Raw genomic sequence first — 23448 nt, 5'->3', positions numbered from 1 at the left:
GGACGGTTGACAACTCAAGAGTCAGGAGGCGATCGGCCGGAACACGCCGACCTTGACCTCGCCCGTCAGCTCGGCCGTCACCGTCTGCAGACCCATCGGCTGACCGTCCCGGTAGGTGATCAGCGTGACCTCACCCGGCCGCCGCAAGGTGTACCCGAGGGCGAACGCGTACGCCGCTCCGCCCGTGGTCCCGTTCGTGAACGTGGTGACCGGTCGGCTGTCGACGGTCTTCGTCTCCGGGCCGACCTGCCGATGCAGGTGGCCGGACAGCAGCAGCGACGCGCAGCCCCGGTTCGCGGTGTCCTGGAACGACGCCGGATCGTGGACGACGAACGTCGAGATCCGCTTGTTTTCGGCTTGTTCACAAGCGATGTCGGCCAGCCGCTTGGATTGCTCGGCCGTCGTCTCGTCGCCCGGGGTGTCGGCGCTGCCGAGGCCGGTCCGGGTCGGATCGCTGTCACCCAGAAAGCGGATGCCTTCGACATCGACCGGCTTGCTGTCGAGCACCGTGAACTTGTTCTTCCGCATCGCGTCCTCGATGTGGCCGCCGGCATCGTGGTTGCCCGCGACCGCGACCACCTTGAGATCCCTGAAGTGCTGGGCCAGCGAGTTGATGCTGAACACCTCCCACGCCTGCCCCGAGGACGAGTCGTCGCCGGCGTCGATCAGTACTTTCGCGCCGGCCACCTTGCCGACCTCCGCGGCGAACGGGTCCATCCCGATGTTGTCGTGCCGGTCGGACACCAGCAGCGCGACGGTCTCTCCCTCCCCCGCCTGCCGGATCCGGCCGCCGACCCGGGTGACGCGCTCGCGTAGCTGGCCGTAGAAGTCGGTGGACCGTTCGTAGGTCTCGACCGCGGTCTTGATCACCCCGATGCCGCCGGTGGTGGAGAAGCCCGAAGCGACCTCGACCGTCTTCAGCCGCTCGTCGAACGACAGCTCCGGCAGCAGTTTCGACAGCGGCTGCCACTCGGTCGGCGCCGTCTCGGGGACCCGCATCCGGCCGGGCCCGAAGATCGACGCGATCGTGATCAGCATCGCGACCAGTACGACGATCGCCCGGTGCTGGACCCGGCGCTCGGAATGGTGCAACGCCACCCAGAGTTCGCGGCGGCGGCGCGGGCCGACCATAGCCCAGGTGGTCGCGACGACCACCGCGGCCAGGAGCCCCGAGCCGGCCCCCGCGACCGCGTTGTCGACGGCCATCTCGCGGATCACCTCGCGGATCCGGGCGATCTCACCGTCGGGCTGGCTGGCGATCAGGGCGTCGCGGTTGAGCAGCTCGGTGAGGTTGTTGGCGTCGGTCTCCTGGATGTCGATGTTGATGCCGAGCCCCGCGGGCATATCGGTCTGCAGGCGAAGGCGCGGTAGCACGGCACCCAGGTCGAGGGTCGCGTGACCGTCGAAGGTGGGTGAGACGTTGGCGGCGTGCGCGCCGATGGTGACGCGTTCGGAGTCGTTCGCGAAACCGAGCAGGCCGATCGACACCGACACGATCAACCAGAGCAGGACCAGCCCACCCCACGGCGCCGCCTTGCGGAGCCGGGACCTGCTCACCAGCTGTCCAGACACGGTCCCCAACCTATTGCTCGGGATCAAACGGTCGCATCACGGCGCGCGGCGTCCGCCCACCCCTTGGTGATCATTCGCCCCCTTTTCACCCTCCCCGCAGACTGCGCAGTGACCGGATCGCGGCCTGGAGGGTGAAAAGGGGGCGAATGATCACCAAGGTGGGGGCTAGACCACCAGGGGGCGGGCCGTGGGCGGGATTGGGGTAGGGAGGGTGGAAGAGCCCGTGAGGAGGGTGTCTACGCCGGCGGCGCAGGAGCGGCCTTCGGCGATGGCCCAGACGATGAGGGACTGGCCCCGGCCCGCGTCGCCGCAGGCGAAGACGCCGTCCACCGAGGTCTGGTAGGACTTGTCGCGCTTGACGTTGCCGCGCTCGTCCAGTTCCACCCCGAGCTGCTCGAGGAAGCCTTCCTTCTCCGGGCCGAGGAAGCCCATCGCGAGCAGCACGAGCTGCGCCGGGATGGTGCGCTCGCTGCCCGGTACCGGCGTGAACCGGCCGTCGACGAGCTCGACCTCGACCAGGTCCAGACCAGAAACGTTGCCATCGGCATCGGCCACGAATCTGTTCGTCGAGACGGCGTAGACCCGGTCGCCGCCCTCCTCGTGCGCGGACGCGACCCGGTAGATCATCGGGTACGTCGGCCAGGGCTGGCCGGCCGGCCGCTCCTCGGTCGGGCGCGGCATGATCTCCAGCTGGGTGACGCTGCGGGCACCCTGGCGGTGCGCGGTACCGAGGCAGTCCGCCCCGGTGTCGCCGCCGCCGATGATCACCACATCTTTGCCAGTGGCAAGGATCTGGTCCTCGACCGTCTCCCCCAGCGCGACCTTGTTGGCCTGCGGCAAGTACTCCATCGCCTGGTGGATGCCGCCGAACTCGCGGCCCGGCACTGGCAGGTCCCTGGCCGCAGTGGCACCCGTCGCGATCACCACGGCGTCGTAGCGCTGCTTGAGCTGGGTGCCGGTGACGTCCACGCCGACGTTGACGCCGGAGCGGAAGACGGTGCCCTCTTCCTTCATCTGCTGGATCCGGCGCTCGACCTGCACCTTCTCCATCTTGAACTCCGGAATGCCGAACCGCAGCAACCCACCAGGCGCGGAGGCCCGCTCGTAGACGGCCACGGTGTGACCGGCCCGGGTCAACTGCTGGGCGACGGCGAGCCCGGCCGGGCCGGAGCCGACGACCGCGATCGTCTTGCCGGTCAGCCATTCCGGCGGCTGGGGCCGGACGTCGCCGGACTCCCAGGCCTTGTCGATGATCGCGACCTCGACGTTCTTGATCGTGACCGGTTCCTGGTTGATGCCGAGCACGCAGGCCGGCTCACACGGCGCCGGGCAGAGCCGGCCGGTGAACTCGGGGAAGTTGTTCGTCGCGTGCAGCCGCTCGATCGCGCCGGTCCAGTCGTCGCGCCAGACCAGGTCGTTCCACTCCGGGATCAGGTTGCCCAGCGGGCAGCCGGAGTGGCAGAACGGGATGCCGCAGTCCATGCAGCGGCCGGCCTGCTTGCCGATGATCGGCAGCAGCGCCTTGCCTGCCCCACCGGGGTAGACCTCTTTCCAGTCCTGCTTGCGCTCCGCCACCGGACGGCGATCCGCGACCTCGCGCGGGGTGGTCAGGAATCCCTTCGGGTCAGCCATCAGATGGCCTCCATCATCGCTCGCGTGGTGGCGTCCTCGTCCAGCCCGTCCCGAACGGCCGCCGCCTTGGCTGCCAGTACGCGGGCGTAGTCTCGAGGCATCACCGTGGTGAAGCGGGCAGCCGCGGCAGCCCAGTCGGCGAGCAGCTTGGCCGCCCGTTCCGAACCGGTCTCCTCGTGGTGCCTGCGGACCAGGTCCTGCAACAAGTCGGACTCCTGCGAGGTGAGCGGGAGCAGGTCGACCAGCTCCGGGTTCACCAAGGCGGGGTCCAGATCGAGCACGTGGGCCACGCCGCCCGACATGCCCGCCGCGAAGTTCCGGCCGACCGCGCCGATGACGACGACGCGACCACCCGTCATGTACTCGCAGGCGTGGTCGCCGACCGACTCGACGACCGCGGTGGCACCGGAGTTCCGGACACAGAACCGTTGCCCTGCGCCACCATTGATGAACAGCTCACCCGACGTCGCCCCGTACGCGATCACGTTGCCGGCGATGATCTGGTCGGCCGCGTCGAACCGCGCCTCGCGGTCCGGGCGGATCACCACGCGGCCACCGGACAGGCCCTTGCCGACGTAGTCGTTGGCGTCGCCCTCCAGCCGGAGCGTGACGCCGCGCGGTACGAAGGCGGCGAACGAGTTGCCGGCCGACCCGGTGAAGGTCAGGTCGATCGTGCCGTCGGGCAGCCCGGCGGCGCGGTACTTCTTGGTGATCGCGTTGCCGAGCATCGTGCCGACGGTGCGGTTCACGTTCCGGATCGCCAACTGCGCCCGGACCGGCTCGCCGTTGTCGATGGCCGGCGCGCAGATCCGGATCAGCTCGTTGTCCAGCGCCTTGTCGAGCCCGTGGTCCTGCAGCACGGTCTGGTGCCGCGAAGCGCCTTCCGGCAGCGAGGGCACGTGCAGGATCGGCGACAGGTCGAGCCCGTCGGCCTTCCAGTGGTCGACCGCGCGCTGGATGTCCAGTACGTCGGCGTGCCCGATCGCCTCGTCCAGGGTCCGGAATCCCAGCTCGGCCAGGTACTCGCGGACCTCCTCGGCGATGAACTCGAAGAAGTTCACGACGAATTCGGGCTTGCCCGCGAACCGCTCCCGCAGTACCGGGTTCTGCGTCGCGACGCCGACCGGGCAGGTGTCGAGGTGGCAGACCCGCATCATGATGCAGCCGGAGACCACCAGGGGCGCGGTGGCGAAGCCGTACTCCTCGGCGCCGAGCAGTGCCGCGACGATGACGTCCCGGCCGGTCTTGAGCTGGCCATCGGTCTGGACGACGATCCGGTCCCGCAAACCGTTCAGCAGCAGGGTTTGCTGGGTCTCGGCCAGGCCGAGCTCCCAAGGTCCACCCGCGTGCTTCAGCGACGTCAGCGGAGCCGCACCGGTACCACCGTCATGACCGGAGATAAGTACGACGTCCGCGTGCGCCTTGCTGACCCCGGCCGCGATCGTGCCGACCCCGACCTCGGAGACCAGCTTCACGTGGATCCGGGCCTGCGGGTTGGCGTTCTTCAGGTCGTGGATCAGCTGGGCGAGATCCTCGATCGAGTAGATGTCGTGGTGCGGCGGCGGCGAGATCAGGCCGACACCGGGGGTCGAGTGCCGGGTCTTCGCCACCCAGGGGTAGACCTTCTGGCCGGGCAGCTGACCACCCTCGCCGGGCTTCGCGCCCTGCGCCATCTTGATCTGGATATCGTCGGAGTTCGTCAGGTACTCCGAGGTGACGCCGAAGCGGCCCGACGCGACCTGCTTGATGGAGCTCCGGCGAGCCGGGTCGTGCAGCCGGTCGGAGTCCTCGCCGCCCTCACCCGTGTTGGACTTGCCGCCGAGCTGGTTCATCGCGATGGCGAGCGTGGTGTGCGCCTCGGCGCTGATCGAGCCGTAGCTCATCGCGCCGGTGGAGAACCTGCGCACGATCGCCGACACCGGCTCGACCTCGTCGATCGAGATCGGGTCACGGCCGGACCTACTGTGATCTTTGAAGGCGAACAGCCCGCGCAACGTCATCAGCCGCTCGGACTGCTCGTCGACGCGCGACGTGTACTGCTTGAAGATGTCGTACCGACCGGTGCGGGTCGAGTGCTGCAACCGGAACACGGTCTCGGGGTCGAACAGGTGCGGCTCGCCCTCACGCCGCCACTGGTACTCGCCGCCGATCTCCAGCTTGCGATGGGCCGCGACGATCCCGTCCGCCGGGTACGCCCGCAGGTGCCGCTGGCGGACCTCTTCGGCGATGACGTCCAGCCCGATCCCGCCGAGCTTGGACGAAGTACCGGTGAAGTAGGTGTCGACCAGGTCCGGGGACAGGCCGTTGGCCTCGAAGATCTGCGCGCCCGTGTACGACGCGACGGTCGAGACGCCCATCTTCGACATCACCTTGAGCACGCCCTTGCCCAGCGACTTCACCAGGTTGCGGACGGCCTGATCGGGCTCGATGCCGGGCAGGTAGGTACCGCGGCGGCAGAGGTCCTCGACGGACTCCAGCGCGAGGTACGGGTTGACGCCGGCCGCGCCGTACCCCATCAGCAGGGCGACGTGGTGGACCTCGCGGACGTCCCCGGCCTCGACGACCAGACCGACCTGAGTGCGGGTCTTCTCCCTCACCAGGTGGTGATGAACCGCGGCGGTCAGCAGCAGCGACGGGATCGGCGCGTTCTCGGCGTTGGAGTGCCGGTCGGACAGCACCAGGATGCGGGCGCCGGCCGCGATCGCCGCGTCGGCCTCGGCGCAGATCTCGTCCAGCCTGGCCTTGAGCGAAGTACCGCCGCCCTCGACCTCGTAGTGACCGCGCAGCACGGTGGTCGCGAGGCCGGGCAGGTCGCCGTCCAGGTTGATGTGGCGCAGCTTGGCGAGCTCGTCGTTGGTGATCACCGGGAACGGCAGCACCACCTGACGACACGACGCCGGGCTGGGGTTGAGCAGATTCGCCTCCGGCCCGAGGGACGAGGACAGCGAGGTGACGAGCTCCTCGCGGATCGCGTCCAGCGGCGGGTTGGTGACCTGCGCGAACAGCTGGGCGAAGTAGTCGAACAGCAGCCGCGGCCGGTCGCTCAGGACGGCGATCGGAGTGTCGGTACCCATCGAGCCGATCGGCTCGGTGCCCGCCTTGGCCATCGGGGTCAGCAGAACCCGCAGCTCTTCCTCGGTGTAGCCGAACACCTGCTGGCGACGGGTGACCGAGGCGTGGCTGTGCACGACGTGCTCACGCTCGTGCAGGTCCTCGAACCGGATCAGGCCGGCGTGCAGCCATTCGTCGTACGGGTGCTCGGCGGCCAGCGCCGACTTCACCTCGTTGTCGGTGACGATCCGGTGCGCCTCGACATCGACCAGGAAGATCTTGCCGGGCTCGAGCCGGCCCTTCTGGACGACGGTCGCGGGGTCGATGTCGAGTACGCCGGCCTCGGAGGCCAGCACGACGAGACCGTCCTCGGTGACCCAGTACCGCGAGGGGCGCAGGCCGTTGCGGTCGAGGACCGCGCCGACCTTGGAGCCGTCGGAGAAGACGACCGAGGCGGGTCCGTCCCATGGCTCCATCAGGGTCGAGTGGAACTCGTAGAAGGCGCGAGCCTTCGGGTCCATCGTGGTGGCGTTCTCCCACGCCTCCGGGATCATCATCAGCATCGCGTGCGGCAGCGAACGGCCGCCCAGGTGCAGGAGTTCCAGCACCTCGTCGAACGACGCGGAGTCGGAGGCGCCCGGCGTACAGATCGGGTACAGCTGCTCCAGGTCGCCCGGGATCAGGTCGCTGGACAGCAGCGCCTCGCGGGCACGCATCCAGTTGCGGTTGCCCTGCACGGTGTTGATCTCGCCGTTGTGGGCGATGTACCGGTACGGGTGGGCCAGCGGCCAGGACGGGAACGTGTTGGTGGAGAAGCGCGAGTGCACGACGCCGATCGCCGATGCGAGGTCCGGGTCGGTCAGCTCGGGGAAGAACTTGTCCAGCTGGTCGGTGGTCAGCATCCCCTTGTAGGTGATGGTTCGGCCCGACAGGGACGGGAAGTAGGTCTCGGTCTCCTTCTCGGCGCGCTTGCGCAGCCGGAAGGCCATCCGCTCCAGTGCCAGCCCGAGCACCCGGCCGGCCTTGGCCGCCACGAACAGCTGGCGGAACACCGGCATCACCGACCGGGCGGTGGCGCCCAGCAGGTCGGGAGTGGTCGGCATCTCGCGCCAGCCGAGTACCTGGAGATTCTCCTCCGCGGCGAGCTCCTCGATCCGCGCGATCGCCTTGGACGCGTCGTCGCCGTCCTGCGGGAGGAAGGCGATACCGGTCGCGTAGCTGCGCGCCACCGGGAGTTCGAAGTCGCACACCTTGCGGTAGTACGCGTCCGGGATCTGCAGCAGGATGCCGGCACCGTCGCCGGAGTCCGGCTCGGCGCCGGAGGCACCACGGTGCTCGAGGTTGCGCAGGGCGGTCAAAGCCTTGGCCACGATGTCGTGGCTCGGTTCACCGGTCAGGGTCGCGACAAAAGCGACACCACACGCATCGTGCTCGTGGCGTCCGTCGTACAAACCCTCGCTCGGCCTCTGCCGACTCAAAAGGGGGGGGCGACCAAACATTCAGGGCTCCCGTCGTCCTACGGTCAATAACTGGCCGCGGGACAACACTGGCCCAAGCCGGGAGTCCCGAGACTACCTCATGACGCCCGACAGGTGGACAGCCATTCCACCGTCAGAGCACATCATGGGCGCCTTTCACAGTCCACAGCTACGCGGCCATCACGCCTTGTAAGCAAGCGCTCACTGTGGCATCTACCCATGGTGACAGCACCCGCTTCCCGCCCACCACCCACGGCACCGAGAATTCACCCGGCCAATCTGGAAAGGCAGCCTCGGCGCCCCGATCGAAGACCGACTGACTTACCTGGTCGAGGAGGCTGCTCGCCAGGCCGTGTAGAAGGCCTCATAGCTTGCGAATCTGGTGGTGACGGCTTCCTGGAGTACGGCGTACAGGGCGTCGGAACCGCGGAAGGCGGGGCGGTCGAGGGTGCCGTCGGAGAGGAAGACGAAGGCAGTACGGGCCATCACGAAGGCTGTGGTGCGGTCGTCGATCAGGGCGGAAGCGCTGGAAGGCGGTGTCTTCAGGTGGCTCGCGAGAAGCGCGGAGGTGCTCGCCGTCGCGCCATTCGTAGACGAGGAGTGGGCCGTCGGGCGACTCGATCAGGCCGTGGTACTCCGGGAGCAGCGGGTGGCTGACCGACTCGGCGAGGCCGGCGGCGTTGCGGAGGATCGCTACACGGCGCTCGAAGGTCGAGAACGGTTTGGGATCGGCTGGGTCGCCCGCGGTCTTGAGGAAGTAGCGGCGGCCGGCGACCTGTACGCCGTACGAGATGTTGCCGGAGCCCTGGGTGTTGGACCCGAAGCGGGCGAAGACCTCGCCGAGTTGGTGGACGTAGGTGTCTGGCCGGTCGTCGATCGCCGCTGGGAACACCTGCGGGAGGCTAGCCCGATGCGGGGCCTACCAGGGTGCACCTTTAGACGGACCGGGCTGTTTTTCGGTGGTGGGAGGCGCGCGCTTTGGCCCGGTTGCCGCAGAGGTCCATCGAGCACCAGGTGCGGCGGCGATTGCGGGAGTAGTCGTAGAAGGCCCATCGGCAGCTGGGCTCTCGGCAGGCCTTGAGTCGGCTCCAGGTCCCGGCGGCTACGGCTTCGGCGACAACGCCCAGCAGGGTGGCGAGCGCGTTGTCGACTGGCTCCCGGCCGTTTGGGGTGAGCCGCGGTGGATGTGCCGTGAGGTCTAGTGCCAGGGGAAGCTGGCGGGCGAGGTCGGCGAGGCTGGTACGGGCGGCGGGGTCGAGGCCGTCCGGACGCGGGCTGGCAACGGGTGGTTCGTTGTTGTCGGCGATGAGCGCCCGCAGTCCCTCGCGGACGGTTTCGGCGCGGTCGCGTTGCCCTGCGGTGACCACGGTGTTGGCGGGTAGCAGGCCTCGGGTCTGCAGCCAGTGCGCCAGTTGGGCGGGGGTGGCGAGGTCGTCGCCGTCGGCGCGGCGGGTGTTGATGAACTCCTCGATTCGACGCAGCGGCAACGGCGCCGGCGTGCGTTCATCCTCAGGCATACCCGCATTCTAACCGACCATTGACAATAGCCGGGTACCTAACTAGCGTCCTGACTACACCAGTTAGATAGCCAAAGAGGAGAAGGACATGGCCAGCGTCATCAGGGAGATCGTCATCGACGCCACGCCCAGCGAGGTCTGGGCCGTCATCGGCGACTTCGCCAGCGGGCCGACCAAGATGGCGCCCGGCTTCGTGACCGACACCCAGTTGGAGGACCCCGACACACGGTTGGTGACCTTCGTCAACGGGGACGTGGCCCGCGAACGGCTCATCGCCCGTGATGCCTCCGCGCGACGCATCGTCTGGGCCTTCACCGATGGATGGGCACGACCTACCCACAACAACGCCGCGATGCAGATCCACGCCGACGGCGACCACCGCAGCCGACTCGTCTGGACCCACGACGTACTCCCCGACAACCTCGCCGAACGCCTGGCCGCCGCCATGGACGGCGGCCTCCCCATCATCAAACAAACCATCGAGAAGCGCACCGCGACCGCTTAGGGATCTTGGGCGGCGAAAGTCATGAAAGTCGAGTCAAGTTTGGTGTTGGTCGGGTCCAGTGGAGTGGTGTCCTGGGCCGCGGGCGCTCACCTCTGTCTGGCCCCCGATTCCGGCCGTGTCCGGGAAGTGCCGACTGTGGGGTGACTTCCCGCTTGAGGCGAGCCACCGTGGATCGCGACGCACGCACCGCCCGGCTCTGGACCCTCGACACGCCGATGGAAGCGCTTGCCAGTCAAGGTTGGGTATGCGCCGACGTCCGTCGCATCCACCAGTTGGCCGGGCCCGGACACTGCCAGCCGGGTCGGTTAATGCCAGCTGGGGTCGATCAGGCCCATGGCTGGCAGGCCGATAGTCCCTTAGCCGGCCGATGGCCTGCTGCAGCCGGCTATCGGTAACGCAGCGCGCCATCGGTGGCGGCCATCTCGGCAACCCGCCCGGTGCCCCGTTAGATCCACAGCTGTGCCGAGTCGCACCGCGAGGCCCCGGACTACCACCACTCACAAACCTCACCTGGCCGGTCCTGGTCAGGCGTGGGTGGGTGTGCCTTGGGCGATGTGGAGCAGGTTTGTCAGTGGTGGCGGTCCGGGTGTCCACCCCGTGAGCGCCTACTCATCAGTAGGCTGCTCAGATGGTGCACACGCTGGCGGGCTAGCCGATGCCGGGGCCCACGAGGGTGCCGACGAAGTAGGTGAGGGCTGCGGCGGCGGCGCCGAGGATCAGTTGGCGGAGGCCGGAGTACCACCAGGAGCGGGAGGTTACGCGGCTGACGACGGCGCCGCAGATGAAGAGGGCGGTCAGAGACATGATCAGCGCGGGGAGCACGGAGGACGCGCCGAGGAGGTACGGGAGGAGCGGGATCAAGGCGCCGACGGCGAAGCAGATGAACGACGAGGACGCTGCGACGACCGGTGACGGGAGGTCGTTGAGGTCGACGCCGAGCTCTTCGCGGACGTGTTCCTCGAGGGCTTGGTCCGGGTTGGCGTGGAATTGCTGGGCGACCTTGTCCGCGAGTTCCGGGTCGAGGCCCTTGCCCTGGTAGGTCTCGGACAGCTCGCGTTCCTCGTCGGTGGGGTGGCGCTGGATCTCGCGGCGCTCGACCTCGATCTCGGCCCGGGCCAGTTCGCGTTGCGAGGCGACGGAGGTGTACTCCCCTGCCGCCATCGAGAACGCACCCGCCGCCAGCCCGGCCAGCACCGCGAGCACGATGAACTTCGAGCCCGACTCGGTGCCGCCGTCCATCCCGGCGATCAGCGCGAAGTTGGAGACCAGCCCATCCATCGCGCCGAAAACAGCCGGCCGCAACCAGCCGCCAGTCACATCCCGGTGGTTGTGATCCCCAGAATGCTCAACAGCACCACTCGGCGCTGAGTACTCATCAGCCGGTACTACGTGCGCCGCGTCGCCGGCCTGTACTGCGCCCGCTGGCTCCCCCGGAATGGCAGCTGCCGGCGGCGAAGGAGTTCCTTCGTCGCCGGCAGCAGGAGTACCAGTGTCAGTCACGAGACCCGTCGGTGCTGTCGAGCCTCAGATCCGTTTTAGTCTCACCCGCACCGCTCGCGCGCGAGTCGCCGGGCTTGGTGTCGGCGGGGGAAGCGTCCGTTGGTTTCGCGACGGGTTCGCCTTCGGTACTGGTGTCCGCTGCGGTTGCCGGCCTCTCGTCGGCGGCCCCAGCTTCGGGCTCCTCAGTGGCGGCGGTGTCGGGCGTGTCAGCGGCTGCGGCATCCGACGGGGTGGTGTCGGCTGGGGTGGTGTCGGCTGGGGTGGTGTCGGCTGGTGCGGTGGAGATGTCTTCCTGGCCGGGCTTGAGGCGGGCGCTCAGGATGAAGAAGGCTACAGCGAGGATGAACAGGATGATCGACGTCCACACGTTCAGCCGCAGGCCGGCGAACTCGTTGACGGTGTCGATCCGCAGGTTCTCGATCCAGGCGCGGCCGGCGGTGTAGCCGGCGACGTACACGGCGAAGGCGCGGCCGTGGCCGAGCTTGAAGCGGCGGCCGAGCACGATCACCAGGGCGATCACGCCGAGGTTCCAGATCGCTTCGTACAGGAAGGTCGGGTGGAAGGTGCCGAAGTCCTGGAAGCCGTCGGGGCGGTGCGCCGGGTCGATCTCCAGACCCCACCAGTGGTTCGTCGGCTTCCCGAACAGCTCCTGGTTGAAGTAGTTGCCGAACCGGCCGATCACCTGGGCCAGCGCGATCCCCGGCGCCATCGCGTCGGCGACGGCCAGGAACGGGACCTTGTGCCGGCGGCAGGCGATCCAGGCGCCGAGCGCGCCGAAGGCGACCGCGCCCCAGATCCCGAGGCCGCCGTGCCAGATCTTCAGCGCGTCGATCGGGTGCTTGCCCTCGCCGAAGTACAGCTCGGCGTCGGTGATCACGTGGTAGATCCGCGCGCCGACCAGGCCGAACGGAACGGCCCACATGATCACGTCGGCGAGCACCTCGGCCGAGCCACCGCGGGCGACCCAGCGGCGGCGGCCCAGCCAGTAACCGGCGAAGATGCCGAGCAGGATGCAGATGGCGTAGGCACGCAACGGCAACGGGCCGAGGTGCCAGACGCCCTGGCTTGGACTGGGGATGAACGCCGGAACGATCACGGCGGGCAGCAGACTAGACATGGCAGTCGGGACCCTACTCGACCCGCCCCGATCGCGACCACCAACCGATGGTCACGATTGGGAACGGAGCGTGTCAGCTGATCCCGGCGACGGCGGACCTGATGCCGTCGACGGTCAGTTGGTCACTCTTCAGCATCTCGTTGTTCACGAACACGGTGGGAGTGCCTTCCACCTTGCGCTCGTTGGAGACCTTCGCGATCGAGTCCAGCCAGCCCTGGTAGCTGTTGTCCTTGATCTCGGCCTCGAAATTCGCGTCGTCGATGCCGAGCTTCTTACCCAGCGCGATCAGTTGATCGTCCGTCCACGCCTTGGTGAAGTCGCCGTATATCTCGCCGGCATAGGTCAAACCCTTACCCTTCGCGGCGGCCGCGGCGAACGCGTTCGCCAGCCGGGGCGACGCCTCCTTGTTGACGAACCCCATCGGCCAGTACGTCACCGTGACCGTGCCATCCGCGACCAGCTCGTCCAGCATCGGACCGGTCTCCTCCTCGAAATCCGCGCAGTGCGGGCAGCGGAAGTCCAGGAACAGGTCGATGTTCGTCTTCGCGCTGTCCTTGCCGACCTTGATGCCCTCGCCGGTGGTGCCCGGGCCGGTGATCACGGCCGGCTCGGTCCGCCCGTTCGTGGTCAGCTCGACCGAGGAGTTCTTGCGCCAGTAGTCGACCCCGACCGCCGCGATGATTGCCAGCACCACGACGGCGACGATGACGATGCCTGGCGTGATGCGGCGCTTCTTCTCCTGCACCAACGGGTTGGCGGGAGCCTTCTTCTTGCTCGCGGGGTTGCCGGGGGCCTTCTTGTTGCTCACGACGCGGTAACTCCTGTCGAGGTGTGCGGATCCGATTCGAGCGCGAACTTGCTGAGCGGTTTCAGGTACAGCCAGCCCGCGAGTACGAGCAGGCCGGTGTCCCGCAGGATCTCCTGTAGGTACTTCGTATCGCCAGGAGCCACCTGACCGCCGCCGCCGAAGCAGCCGCAGTCGATCGCCAGACCACGAGCCCAAGCCGACGACACCGCGGCGATGAACAGCACCATGAAAACGCCGGCGGCCACAGCGGCCGGCCGGACGCCGTAGCCGATGATCAACATCAGCCCGATCGCGATCTCCAGGATCGGCAGCAACATCCCCACGATGCCGTCGAAGCCCTGCGGCAGCAGCTCATAGGCGCGCACCGCCTGGGTAGCAGCCTCCGGGTCGGTCACCTTCAAGGCGCCGGCCACCAGCATCACGCCACCGAGGACCAAGCGGGCGACCAGCGACACCCAGGGAAACCAAGGCTTCACTGGTTGTCCTCCACCAGCTTGCCGAAGTCGTGCGCCAGGTCACCGATCGCGGCGTTCGACAGCCAGAGCACCCCGGCCTTGTCGTTCTTGCCGAAGCCGAGCACCTGCGCGCCGTGACCGACCTCGTACCCGCCGGAGGGCAGCTTCTTCATCCCCTCGACCGGTACGCCGACCGCCTTGGCGATGTCCTTGATCGAGTCCAGCGAGCCGGTCAGCCCGATGAACGCCGGGTCGAACCGGTCCAGGTACTTGCGGATCACCGGCCCGGTGTCGCGGGACGGGTCCGTGGTGATGAACAGCAGCTGCACCTGGTCCCGCACCGACTCGTCCAGCTTTGTCAGCGCCGATGCCACATCGGCCATCACCGTCAGGCAGACGTCCGGGCAGTTGGTGTAGCCGAAGAACACCAGCGTGACGGGCTTCTTGGTCGAGGTGACCAGGTTGAACTCGTTGCCCGAGGTATCGGTCAGCGACTTGGCCGGCAGCGCGTACGGCCGGTCCAAAGTTGCCCCACGCAACCCGTTCGGATCCCCGGCCGGCGTACGGATGATGGCGCCGCCGGGGTTGTCCGCTGTCTGTTTCTGTCCGCCACTGCAGCCCACAAGGGCAAGCAGAGCCACCGCAGCGAAGAAAACAACCGCGTTCTTTGCGCCCCGCGTCCGATGTCCTCTGAGTGATTGCGGTGTCCAGGTGCGTGCATCGCAAGGCGGAGAAGCAGCCTCGATGCGGGTTTCATCGTGGCTGCTTCTCCGCCGCCGCGAGGTGCGTGCCTGGGCGCCGCAAGCGCCAGAGGACATCGGACGCGGGGCGCCAATTCGACTCACGGCTGGTTCAACGGTCAACGGGCTTGCGGGGTTCCCGCCGGACGCCCTCGGCCAGACTTTCGGTCAGTTCCCGTACGCCGGCCGCGCCGCCCGCGTCGAGCGCCTTCACGAAGGCCGATCCGACGATCACGGCATCCGCGTACGCCGCGACGCCCGCCGCCTGGTCCGCGTTGGAAACGCCGAGCCCGACGCCGACCGGCAGCCCGGTCGCCGCCTTCGTCCGGCTGACCAGCGGTGCGGCCAGGTCGGAGATCTGGTCACGCGCGCCGGTGACACCCATCACCGCGGTCGCGTAGACGAAGCCCCGGCAGTTCGCCGTGGTGAGCGCGATCCGCGCATCCGTCGAGGACGGCGAGACCAGGAACACCTTGTCCAGCTCGTACTTGTCGGCCGCCGCGATCCACTCGGCACCCTCGTCCGGGATCAGGTCGGGCGTGATCAGCCCCGCTCCCCCGGCCGCGGCGAAATCGGCCGCGAACCGGTCCACGCCATACCGCTCGATCGGGTTCCAGTACGTCATCACCAGCACCGGTACGTCGGAGTACGCGGCGATCTTCTCCACCGTGGCGAGCACGTCGCGGGTGCGCAGCCCGCCGGCCAGGGCGATCTCGGCGGCGCGCTGGATCGTGACGCCGTCCATCACCGGGTCGCTGTACGGCAGGCCGATCTCGAGTACGTCGGCGCCGCCGTCGACCATCGCCTTGATGGCGTCGATACCGCCGTCGATGGTCGGATAGCCGGCCGGCAGGTAGCCGACCAGCGCGGCCCGGCCCTCGTCGTTGGCCTTCCGGATCGCGGTGCCGGCGTTGCCCAAGGCAACTACGTCGCTCATGCCTCCACCTCGCTGGCGCTCGGTTCCGGCATGAGCGAGAGGTCGGCTGTGTTGTCTGTTCGCTCGCTACGCTCGCTCATGCCTCCACCTCGCTGGCGCTCGGTTCCGGCATGAGCGAGAGGTCGGCTGTGTTGTCTGTTCGCTCGCTACGCTCGCTCATGCCTTGCCGTTCCCGTCGATCAGGCCGAACCATTCGCCGGCCGTGTCCATGTCCTTGTCGCCACGACCCGACAGGCAGACCAGGATGGTCGCGTCGGGTCCCAGCTCCCTGGCGATCTGCAGCGTGCCCGCGATCGCGTGCGCCGACTCGATCGCCGGGATGATGCCCTCGGTCCTGGCCAGCAACCGGAACGACTCCATCGCCTCCGCGTCCGCCACCGGCCGGTACGACGCCCGCCCGGTCTCCGCCAGCCACGAGTGCTCCGGCCCGACGCCCGGGTAGTCCAGCCCGGCCGAGATCGAGTGCGACTCGATCGTCTGCCCGTCCTCGTCCTGCAGCAGATAAGACCGCGCACCATGCAGTACGCCGATCTGCCCGGCCGTGATCGTGGCTGCGTGCCGACCGGTCTCGTACCCGTCGCCGCCCGCCTCGATCCCGAACAGCTTCACCTCGGTGTCAGGCACGAAGGCCGCGAACAGGCCGATCGCGTTGGAACCGCCCCCGACACAGGCGACCGCCGCGTCGGGAAGCCGGCCGAGCAACTCCAGCGACTGCGCCCGCGCCTCGTCGCCGATGCCCCGGACGAAGTCGCGGACCATCGCGGGGAACGGGTGGCCGCCGGCCGCAGTACCGAGCAGGTAGTGGGTGTTGTCGACGCTGGAGACCCAGTCGCGCAGGGCCTCGTTGATCGCGTCCTTCAGCGTGCGGCTGCCGGTCTTGACCGGGATCACCTCGGCGCCGAGCAGCTTCATCCGGGCCACGTTGAGCGCTTGCCGCTCGGTGTCGACCTCGCCCATGTAGACGACGCACTCGAGGTCCAGATAGGCACAGGCCGTCGCCGTGGCGACACCGTGCTGGCCCGCGCCGGTCTCGGCGATGACGCGGGTCTTGCCCATCCGCTTGGTGAGCAGCGCCTGGCCGAGCACGTTGCGGATCTTGTGCGCGCCGGTGTGGTTCAGATCCTCGCGCTTGAGCAGGATCCGGGCGCCGGCGACGTCCGACAGCCGGGTCGCGTCGTACAGCAGGCTCGGCGTCCCGGCGTACTCGCGCAGCATCCGCTCGAACTCGTCCGTGAAGGACTTGTCGGCCATCGCTTCCTGCCAGGCGGCCGTCAGCTCGTCGAGCGGCGCGATCAGCGCCTCCGGCATGAACCTGCCGCCGAAGCGGCCGAAGTGCCCGAGCTGGTCAGGCAACACAGCAGTCATGTTTCGCCTTCCTCCATCAACATCACCGCCGTCCGCCCACCCAGCTGTTCATTCGCCCCCTTTTCACCCTCAGCACCGCGAGCCGGCGGCCACAGCTGGTTCAGAGGGTGAAAAGGGGGCGAATGAACAGGTAGTAGGTGGGGGGGACGAACAGGTGAGTGAACGTCTTAGTGACGCTGCTGGATGGCGGGGTGCGATCCCGCAGCGACGAGATCGGCGACCGAGGCCCGCGGATCGCGGCCGGTCACCAGGGTTTCACCGACGAGGACGACATCGGCCCCGGCGCGCGCGAACTCGATTACATCATGCGGACCCCGGACACCGGACTCCGCCACCCGGATCAGGTTGGTCGGGATCACCGGCGCGACCCGGGCGAAGGTCGAGCGGTCCACCTCGAGGGTCTTCAGGTTGCGGTTGTTGACGCCGATCACCTGGGCCCCCGCGTCCACCGCACGCAGGGTTTCCTCCTCGTCGTGCACCTCGACCAGCGGGGTCAGCCCGATCGACGAGGCCCGCTCGATCAGCGAGACCAGCGCCTCCTGCTCGAGCGCCGCGGCGATCAGCAGGATCATGTCGGCACCGGCCGCCCGGGCTTCCCACAGCTGGTACGAGGACACGATGAAGTCCTTGCGCAGCACCGGTACGTCGACCCGGCCGCGGACGGCGCGCAGGTCCTCCAGGCTGCCACCGAACCGGCGCCCCTCGGTCAGCACGCTGATCGCGGCGGCACCGCCCTCGGCGTACTCGAACGCGAGCGCGGCCGGATCGGCGATGTCGGCCAGGGCGCCCTTGGACGGGCTGGACCGCTTCACCTCCGCGATGATCGCGATCCCTTCGCCGCGGAAGATCGGCATCGGGTCCTTGGCGTCAGGCTTGCGCTGCGCCTCCAGCTTCAGGTCGTCCAGGCTGACCCGCGCCTGGCGCTCCGCGAGGTCCTCCCGGACCCCGGCGAGGATGTCGTCAAGCACAGTCATGATTCGGTCCGTCCGTCAGTCGTGGTCGCTGGACTTGGCACCGAAGCCGAGCAGCTGCATCACCTTGCCGACCAGGCCGCCTGCGAGGGCGATCCCGGCCGAGATCCAGAACAGCAGCCAGTTCGGGCCCATCACCATCGCGATGGCCCCGAGGGTGAAACCGACCAGCACGATGACCACGGCGGTCCAGGCCGCCGGAGTGCTGCCGTGCAGTCCACCCGCGTGAGCTTCGTCGCTCTCGTACGTCACAGGTTGATCAGCGGTCGTATTGTCCATCGTCAGGGCCACTCCTCATCGTCGTCCCGTCCTATTGTGGCGGTAGCCTCCGACAATCAGATCGTCGGGTCCTCACCTGCGTCGATCGCTTTCCATTGATCAGCCGGTGTAGCGGCTGGATCACGCTCGTACCGGGCGGTGGGACGGCGCCATCGGTGCGCGGTCAGTACTGCGATCAGCCCCGCCGCGAGCAGCGCGATGCCGCCTGCCAGCGCCACCCAGGGTGCCGGCCCGGTGCTGAGCGCTACCCGGTCGGTGACGGCCTGGCTGAGCTCCGGCCGGAGCCTGCCCAGCTCGGTCACGTCCGGGCGCACCTGCAGCGCCACACCGACGGCGGCGACGCCCATCACCAGCACCAGAGCGGCCAGGAGGCGGCGTAGGGCAGTACCGGCCAGTTTGGTGACGATCACGGCCACCACGGAGGCCAGCGCCAGCGTCACGGGGGCGCGGGTCACGGAGTACCCGTTGAAGTTCACTACAGGTCTGCCGCTGCCAGGGTCGGCGATCGACCAGGTCAGGTACGCCGAGAGCGCCAGCAGCACGAGAGCCACCAGGGCTAGGAGGTCCACCAGCCGTTGTGGGCGCATCAGATCTCGGAGAACGTGCCTGCGACGGCGACCGCGTTCAGGACGGCCGCAGCCTTGGTACGGCACTCGGCATCTTCGGCGGCCGGGTCTGAGTCCGCGACGATGCCTGCGCCCGCCTGGACGTACGCCGTCGTGCCGCGGAGGACCGCAGTACGAATGGCGATGGCCGTGTCGACGTCCCCGGCGAAGTCGAGGTAGCCGACGACGCCGCCGTAGACGCCGCGTCGGGTCACTTCGAGCTTGTCGATGATCTCCATCGCGCGCGGTTTCGGAGCACCCGACAACGTCCCGGCCGGGAAGGCGGCGGTGAGCGCGTCGAAGGCGGTCTTGCCGGCCTGCAGGCGCCCGGTGACGGTCGACTCCAGGTGCATCACGTGGCTGTAGCGGCGAATGTCCATGAAGTCGACGACCTCGACGGTACCTGGCGCGCAGACACGGCCGACATCGTTGCGGCCCAGATCGACCAACATCAGGTGCTCGGCGCGTTCCTTGGCGTCCGCGCGCAGCTCCTCCTCCAGGGCGTGGTCCTCCTCCGGCGTCGCGCCGCGGGGGCGGGTGCCGGCGATCGGGTGCAGGATCACCTTGTTGTCGGTGACCTTCACCAGCGCCTCAGGGCTGGAGCCGACGATGTCGAAACCGTCGAGACGAACCAGGTACATGTACGGACTCGGGTTCGACCTTCGCAGTACGCGGTAGATGTCGAGGGCGCTCGCGGTCGTCTGCAGCTCGAACCGCTGCGAGACGACGATCTGGAACGCCTCCCCCGCCCGGATCTCCTCCTTGGCGTGCTCCACCGCCTCCCGGTACTCCGCGCTGGAGCGCTGCCGGTGCGGATCGGGCTGCGCGTGGCGGTCCGCCCTGACGACGTACGACGGCGTCGGCTGGGCGAGATCCTTCTCCATCGCGTCGAGCCGGCGGACGGCATCGGCATACGACTCGTCGACGCGCTCGTCGGAGTCGTCCCAGTTGACCGCGTTCGCGATCAGCCAGATCTCGCCGGTCTCGTGGTCGAGCGCGGCCAGATCGGTGGCGAACAGGAAGGTCAGCTCGGGCAGCCCGAGATCGTCGGTCGTTGTGTCCGGCAACTTCTCCAGCCGGCGGACGGCGTCGTACCCGAGGAAGCCGACCATGCCGCCGGTCAGCGGGGGCAGGTCGGGCAGCCGCGGCGTGTGCAGGATCTCCAGCGTCTCGCGGAGCGCCTGGAGCGGGTCACCGGTCTGCGGCAGGCCGACCGGCGGTTTGCCGGTCCAGGTCGCCTGGCCGTCGCGCTCGGTCAGCGTCGCGGCGCTGCGGACGCCGATGAACGAGTAGCGCGACCAGACGCCGCCGTTCTCCGCCGACTCCAGCAGGAAGGTGCCTTCGCGCTCGGCCGCGAGCTTGCCGTACACCCCGATCGGCGTCTCGGCGTCGGCCAGTAGCCGACGTGTCACCGGGATGACCCGGCGGTCCTTGGCGTACTCGCGGAAGGTCTCCAGGTCCGGAGAGTTCATGCCTTGACCTCGATCTCGCCGTGCTCGAAGCAGCTGCGGGTGCCCTTGTGGCAGGCGGGACCTTCCTGGTCGACCAGGACCAGCAGGGTGTCCGCGTCACAGTCGACGAGGATCTGCTTCACGTGCTGGCGGTTGCCGCTCGTCTCGCCCTTCACCCAGTACTCCTGCCGGCTGCGCGACCAGAACGTACTGCGGCCGGTGGCGGCGGTCCGGCGTACGGCCTCGGCGTTCATCCAGCCGACCATCAGCACCTCGCGGGTGTCGTACTGCTGCACCACCGCGGGGATCAGCCCCGCCGCGTCGAAGGTGAGTTCCTGGGTGTCCACGCGGCCATTGTCCCCGATCGATTGTCAGGCCCACACTTTGCCCTGTCACGGCCCTGCTCAGATCGTGCGGGAGCGCGCTGGGCCTGACAAGATATGGGGATGACTTCCAGTGTTGCCCGAGTGCAGGGACTGTTGCAGGACCATCCGCTCATCGACGGCCACAACGATCTCCCGATCGCCTACTACGAACTGGCGCAGTACGACCTCGACGCCTACGACCTGAGCGTCTCGGTGCCGAAGCTGAACACCGATCTGCCGCGGCTGCGGATCGGCCAGGTCGGCGCGCAGTTCTGGTCGTTGTGGGTAGAGCAGGACGAGCACGCGGTCAAGCGCACCTTCGAGCAGCTCGACTTCGTCCGCCGGATGGTGGCGCGCTTCCCCGATTCGCTCGCGCTGGCCGACACCGCCGATGACGTCGACGCGGCCTTCAAGGAGCGCCGGATCGCGTCGCTGATGGGGATGGAGGGCGGCCACTCGATCGGTGAGTCGCTCGCGGTACTGCGGGTGATGCGCTCTTTGGGTGTGCGGTACATGACGCTGACCCACAACCACAACGTCTCCTGGGCCGACTCGGCGACCGACGAGCCGGTGCTGGGCGGGCTCAGCCCGTTCGGTGAGGACGTCGTCCGGGAGATGAACCGGATCGGCATGCTCGTCGACCTGTCCCACGTCTCCGCCGACACGATGCGGCACGCACTGCGGGTGGCGACCGCACCGGCGATCTTCAGCCACTCGTCGGCGCGCGCGGTCTGCGACGTACCGCGCAACGTGCCGGACGACGTGCTGCAGACCCTGGCCGGCAACGACGGCGTCTGCATGGTGACCTTCGTCCCGTACTTCGTCTCGCAGGCCTACGTCGACTGGGTCGCCGGGGCTCGTGAGGCCGCGGGCGAGCTCGACCTCGATCCGCTGGTGCCGGCGCAGCAGAAGAAGCTGAAGGACGCGTACGACGTACCGAAACCGCGGGTGACTCTCGACGACGTCGTGGCGCATGTCGAGCACGTCCGCGAGGTCGCCGGCATCAACCACCTCGGCCTCGGCGGCGACTACGACGGCTGCCCGGAGTTCCCGGACGGGCTGCCGGACGTCGCGTCCTATCCGTCTCTGTTCTACGCCTTGGCCGACCGCGGCTGGAGCGACGAAGACCTCGCAAAACTTGCCGGCGGCAACATCCTCCGAGTACTCCGCGCCGCGGACGAGGTCGCAGACTAAGCCCCTCTCCCCGCTCGCACCGGCACGGCGAACCCTGCATCGCCTCCGAGCCCACCAGTGGTGGGCTCGGACCCCGAACGGTGACCTTGAACAAGGTGTGCCCTGTTCAAGGTCACCAGAAGATGTTCAAGCCCACCACTGGTGGGCTCGGTCGCGGGCGAGGGGGCTCTGCACTGCGCTCGTCTCCGGGCGGCTGGCGGGCTAGATGTTTCTGTACTGGTCCCGGATCTCCGGCAGGGGCTCGAAGCCGGCGGCGCGGTAGGTGGCTACCGCGCCGATGTTGAAGCTCGGGGTGCAGACCATCGCGCTCGACGCTTCCAGCTCGCGCAGGGCGGCGGCCGCGGCGACGGTGATCGCCTGCCCGTAGCCGTTGCCGCGATGGTCGCGGTGCACGCCCATCGGTTCGATCAGCCCAGGCCTGCCTGGCCCGGCTGACCAGACCGTTACGCCCGCGACCGCCACGCCCTGCTCGTTGCGCGCGACGAGACACCGAGCACCCGCGTACGGCGTACCGGCTGCCATTGCGCGCCAGCGCTCATCGGTGAAGGTGGATCCGTCGAATGATGCGCGCTGGACAGCCGTGCGCTCGGGAGCGGAGTCGGGCCCGACCGCTTCGACCGCCACGCCAGCGTCCTCCACCGGTTCGGTGAGATCGCGGCGGAGCGGCGTCCACGGGTCGTCGGGACTCCAGCCGGCCTTGAAGAGCAACTCCTGAAGCACGGCCTCGGGCGGCGCATCGACGTACACCTTGCCCTCGATCAGTACGCCGCGAGCCGGATCGCTCGTGTCCTCGACGATCCGCTGCGCCAGCTCCTCGTCCCCCAGCGCCTCCGGAGCGAACGCGAGCCGCAACAGATCCGGCTCAACCAGCAACCCGATCGCCACCGGCTCACCGTCACGCTCCCAAACCCGCACCGCTCCCGCCGTACGCTCCGCCCCGAACCGCCAGAACCACCCCAGATCCCCCGGATGCAACTGCACCACCCCACGATCCCCTTGCCACTCCCCCAACTTCCCCGCGACCCCCGCGAGCCCCTCCACCCCCGGCGTCCCCAACCAAATCGTCATACCCGCCATCCCACACCACCCCACCGACACCCCGCACCCCACTTTCCCCAAAACCCATCTCCACCGCACCGCGCCATCTCCACCGCATACCCGCACCGCGCTGTCCCCCCGCACATCAAGCACCTTGCCACCGCTCGCGCCACGCACCACCTCACCACCCACCACCTCGCACGACGCGCCCTCACGCGCCGCACCTTCGCCACGTCCCCCCACTTTGAGCACCCGTCGGGCACTTCCCCGCCGGAATCACGCCCACCCATGCCCAAAGTGATCCGCAGCTAGGCGAAGACGCGCGCCATCACACGCCTTCCCCACTTCGAGCACCCGTCGACCACTCGCCAACCCTCGCGTCACGCACCACCTCCCGCCACGCGGACCTCACGCGCCTCACCGCGTCTCCTTCGGCACGCCTCCCCGCACTTTGAGCACCCGTCGGGCACGTCGCCGCCGGAACCGCGCCTACCCGGTGCCCAAGGTGATCCGCAGCTAGGCGAAGACGCCGACCTTGGGCACGGGGTGGGTGCGAGGTCGGCGAGGTCACGCCTGGCGGGTGCTCAAGGTCGAAGGCGGCCCGCCCGGACCGGCACGGCCCTCGCCCGTACCGCGGCGGAACGGGCCGTCAGTCGCACCGCGCCACTCGGCGCCACGCCGCGCCGTCGCAACTTTGAGCACCCGCCAGCCACCCCAGCACCAAAGTCGCGCCTACCCCGTGCCCAGAGTGACCCGCACCTCTCCGTGATTGGCGACCTTGGGCACGGGGTGGGTGCGAGGTCGGCGAGGTCACGCCTGGCGGGTGCTCAAGGTCGAAGGCGGCCCGCCCGGACCGGCACGGCCCTCG

At 68.6% G+C, this 23448-nt stretch carries 20 protein-coding genes; 2 read left to right on the top strand and 18 right to left on the bottom strand.

Annotation, left to right across the window (positions count from 1 at the left end; all coding sequences use genetic code 11):
- Positions 1 to 21 precede the first annotated feature (21 nt).
- From A3ES_RS0121025 to A3ES_RS0121005, 5 genes are all read right to left on the bottom strand, one after another.
- Entirely contained in the window at positions 22 to 1572 is a 1551-nt protein-coding gene (locus tag A3ES_RS0121025; protein ID WP_157630654.1) for a metallophosphoesterase family protein, read from the bottom strand.
- A 165-nt stretch (positions 1573 to 1737) separates the two neighbouring features.
- Positions 1738 to 3204: a glutamate synthase subunit beta gene (locus A3ES_RS0121020; protein ID WP_020388816.1), complete on the bottom strand. Its 1467-nt coding sequence runs from the start codon at positions 3202 to 3204 to the stop codon at positions 1738 to 1740.
- A complete protein-coding gene (gene gltB / locus A3ES_RS0121015) occupies positions 3204 to 7754 on the bottom strand; it encodes a glutamate synthase large subunit (RefSeq protein ID WP_051084760.1) in 4551 nt (1516 codons plus the stop codon). Before gltB ends, A3ES_RS0121020 begins: the two co-directional genes overlap by 1 nt.
- A 343-nt stretch (positions 7755 to 8097) precedes the next feature.
- On the bottom strand, positions 8098 to 8625 hold the full coding sequence (locus tag A3ES_RS0121010; protein ID WP_020388814.1) for a hypothetical protein: 528 nt from the start codon (positions 8623 to 8625) through the stop codon (positions 8098 to 8100).
- Positions 8626 to 8668: 43 nt separating this feature from the next.
- The gene (locus A3ES_RS0121005; RefSeq protein ID WP_063745983.1) at positions 8669 to 9250 is read right to left on the bottom strand and encodes a CGNR zinc finger domain-containing protein; all 582 of its coding nucleotides are present in this window, start codon (positions 9248 to 9250) and stop codon (positions 8669 to 8671) included.
- Positions 9251 to 9338: 88 nt separating this feature from the next.
- Between A3ES_RS0121005 and A3ES_RS0121000 the strand changes: the two genes are divergently transcribed.
- Positions 9339 to 9755 (top strand): SRPBCC family protein, encoded by a 417-nt coding sequence (locus A3ES_RS0121000; protein WP_020388812.1) that lies wholly within the window; start codon positions 9339 to 9341, stop codon positions 9753 to 9755.
- A 648-nt stretch (positions 9756 to 10403) separates the two neighbouring features.
- Here the strand turns inward: A3ES_RS0121000 and A3ES_RS0120995 are convergent.
- From A3ES_RS0120995 to hisI, 12 genes are all read right to left on the bottom strand, one after another.
- A complete protein-coding gene (locus A3ES_RS0120995) occupies positions 10404 to 11255 on the bottom strand; it encodes a VIT1/CCC1 transporter family protein (protein WP_237745010.1) in 852 nt (283 codons plus the stop codon).
- Complete coding sequence (lgt, locus tag A3ES_RS0120990; RefSeq protein WP_020388810.1) at positions 11248 to 12372, bottom strand: prolipoprotein diacylglyceryl transferase; 1125 nt, start codon at positions 12370 to 12372, stop codon at positions 11248 to 11250. The genes A3ES_RS0120995 and lgt overlap by 8 nt, the downstream gene beginning before the upstream one ends.
- 73 nt (positions 12373 to 12445) lie before the next feature.
- Entirely contained in the window at positions 12446 to 13180 is a 735-nt protein-coding gene (locus A3ES_RS0120985) for a DsbA family protein (protein WP_020388809.1), read from the bottom strand.
- Positions 13177 to 13656, bottom strand: a complete 480-nt coding sequence (locus A3ES_RS0120980) for a DoxX family protein (protein ID WP_020388808.1) — start codon at positions 13654 to 13656, stop codon at positions 13177 to 13179. The genes A3ES_RS0120985 and A3ES_RS0120980 overlap by 4 nt, the downstream gene beginning before the upstream one ends.
- The gene (locus A3ES_RS47870) at positions 13653 to 14276 is read right to left on the bottom strand and encodes an SCO family protein (protein ID WP_063745982.1); all 624 of its coding nucleotides are present in this window, start codon (positions 14274 to 14276) and stop codon (positions 13653 to 13655) included. The genes A3ES_RS0120980 and A3ES_RS47870 overlap by 4 nt, the downstream gene beginning before the upstream one ends.
- 211 nt (positions 14277 to 14487) lie before the next feature.
- Positions 14488 to 15312 (bottom strand): tryptophan synthase subunit alpha, encoded by an 825-nt coding sequence (trpA, locus tag A3ES_RS0120970; protein WP_020388806.1) that lies wholly within the window; start codon positions 15310 to 15312, stop codon positions 14488 to 14490.
- A 156-nt stretch (positions 15313 to 15468) separates the two neighbouring features.
- The gene (gene trpB / locus A3ES_RS0120965) at positions 15469 to 16677 is read right to left on the bottom strand and encodes a tryptophan synthase subunit beta (protein WP_020388805.1); all 1209 of its coding nucleotides are present in this window, start codon (positions 16675 to 16677) and stop codon (positions 15469 to 15471) included.
- Between the two features lie 167 nt (positions 16678 to 16844).
- A complete protein-coding gene (trpC, locus tag A3ES_RS0120960; protein ID WP_020388804.1) occupies positions 16845 to 17651 on the bottom strand; it encodes an indole-3-glycerol phosphate synthase TrpC in 807 nt (268 codons plus the stop codon).
- Positions 17652 to 17666: 15 nt separating this feature from the next.
- Entirely contained in the window at positions 17667 to 17927 is a 261-nt protein-coding gene (locus A3ES_RS0120955; RefSeq protein WP_051084764.1) for an HGxxPAAW family protein, read from the bottom strand.
- Between the two features lie 56 nt (positions 17928 to 17983).
- Positions 17984 to 18514 carry a Trp biosynthesis-associated membrane protein gene (locus A3ES_RS0120950; protein WP_020388802.1) on the bottom strand — a complete coding sequence of 177 codons (531 nt, stop codon included), beginning with the start codon at positions 18512 to 18514 and terminating at the stop codon, positions 17984 to 17986.
- Entirely contained in the window at positions 18514 to 20004 is a 1491-nt protein-coding gene (locus A3ES_RS0120945; protein WP_020388801.1) for an anthranilate synthase component I, read from the bottom strand. Before A3ES_RS0120945 ends, A3ES_RS0120950 begins: the two co-directional genes overlap by 1 nt.
- On the bottom strand, positions 20001 to 20330 hold the full coding sequence (gene hisI, locus A3ES_RS0120940) for a phosphoribosyl-AMP cyclohydrolase (RefSeq protein ID WP_020388800.1): 330 nt from the start codon (positions 20328 to 20330) through the stop codon (positions 20001 to 20003). The genes A3ES_RS0120945 and hisI overlap by 4 nt, the downstream gene beginning before the upstream one ends.
- 99 nt (positions 20331 to 20429) lie before the next feature.
- On the opposite strand from hisI, the gene A3ES_RS0120935 reads away from it, so the two are divergent.
- Positions 20430 to 21542: a dipeptidase gene (locus tag A3ES_RS0120935; RefSeq protein WP_051084759.1), complete on the top strand. Its 1113-nt coding sequence runs from the start codon at positions 20430 to 20432 to the stop codon at positions 21540 to 21542.
- A gap of 201 nt (positions 21543 to 21743) precedes the next feature.
- Here A3ES_RS0120935 and A3ES_RS0120930 read toward each other — a convergent pair whose 3' ends face one another.
- Positions 21744 to 22610 (bottom strand): GNAT family N-acetyltransferase, encoded by an 867-nt coding sequence (locus A3ES_RS0120930; RefSeq protein WP_026163063.1) that lies wholly within the window; start codon positions 22608 to 22610, stop codon positions 21744 to 21746.
- Positions 22611 to 23448 lie beyond the last annotated feature (838 nt).

Origin of the sequence: Kribbella catacumbae DSM 19601 (genome assembly GCF_000372465.1) — a bacterium.
In the GTDB taxonomy this organism is placed as follows: Bacteria; Actinomycetota; Actinomycetes; order Propionibacteriales; family Kribbellaceae; genus Kribbella; species Kribbella catacumbae.
This window is presented reverse-complemented; position numbering and strand designations above follow the sequence as displayed.

Bases quoted from the DNA above. Each gene is read 5' to 3' on its own strand.
- A3ES_RS0121020 (WP_020388816.1), bottom strand. From the start codon at position 3,204: ATGGCTGACCCGAAGGGATTCCTGACCACCCCGCGCGAGGTCGCGGAT.
- gltB (WP_051084760.1), bottom strand. From the start codon at position 7,754: ATGTTTGGTCGCCCCCCCCTTTTGAGTCGGCAGAGGCCGAGCGAGGGT.
- A3ES_RS0121005 (WP_063745983.1), bottom strand. From the start codon at position 9,250: ATGCCTGAGGATGAACGCACGCCGGCGCCGTTGCCGCTGCGTCGAATC.
- A3ES_RS0121000 (WP_020388812.1), top strand. From the start codon at position 9,339: ATGGCCAGCGTCATCAGGGAGATCGTCATCGACGCCACGCCCAGCGAG.
- lgt (WP_020388810.1), bottom strand. From the start codon at position 12,372: ATGTCTAGTCTGCTGCCCGCCGTGATCGTTCCGGCGTTCATCCCCAGT.
- trpA (WP_020388806.1), bottom strand. From the start codon at position 15,312: ATGAGCGACGTAGTTGCCTTGGGCAACGCCGGCACCGCGATCCGGAAG.
- trpB (WP_020388805.1), bottom strand. From the start codon at position 16,677: ATGACTGCTGTGTTGCCTGACCAGCTCGGGCACTTCGGCCGCTTCGGC.
- trpC (WP_020388804.1), bottom strand. From the start codon at position 17,651: ATGACTGTGCTTGACGACATCCTCGCCGGGGTCCGGGAGGACCTCGCG.
- A3ES_RS0120955 (WP_051084764.1), bottom strand. From the start codon at position 17,927: ATGGACAATACGACCGCTGATCAACCTGTGACGTACGAGAGCGACGAA.
- A3ES_RS0120950 (WP_020388802.1), bottom strand. From the start codon at position 18,514: ATGCGCCCACAACGGCTGGTGGACCTCCTAGCCCTGGTGGCTCTCGTG.
- A3ES_RS0120945 (WP_020388801.1), bottom strand. From the start codon at position 20,004: ATGAACTCTCCGGACCTGGAGACCTTCCGCGAGTACGCCAAGGACCGC.
- A3ES_RS0120935 (WP_051084759.1), top strand. From the start codon at position 20,430: ATGACTTCCAGTGTTGCCCGAGTGCAGGGACTGTTGCAGGACCATCCG.
- A3ES_RS0120930 (WP_026163063.1), bottom strand. From the start codon at position 22,610: ATGACGATTTGGTTGGGGACGCCGGGGGTGGAGGGGCTCGCGGGGGTC.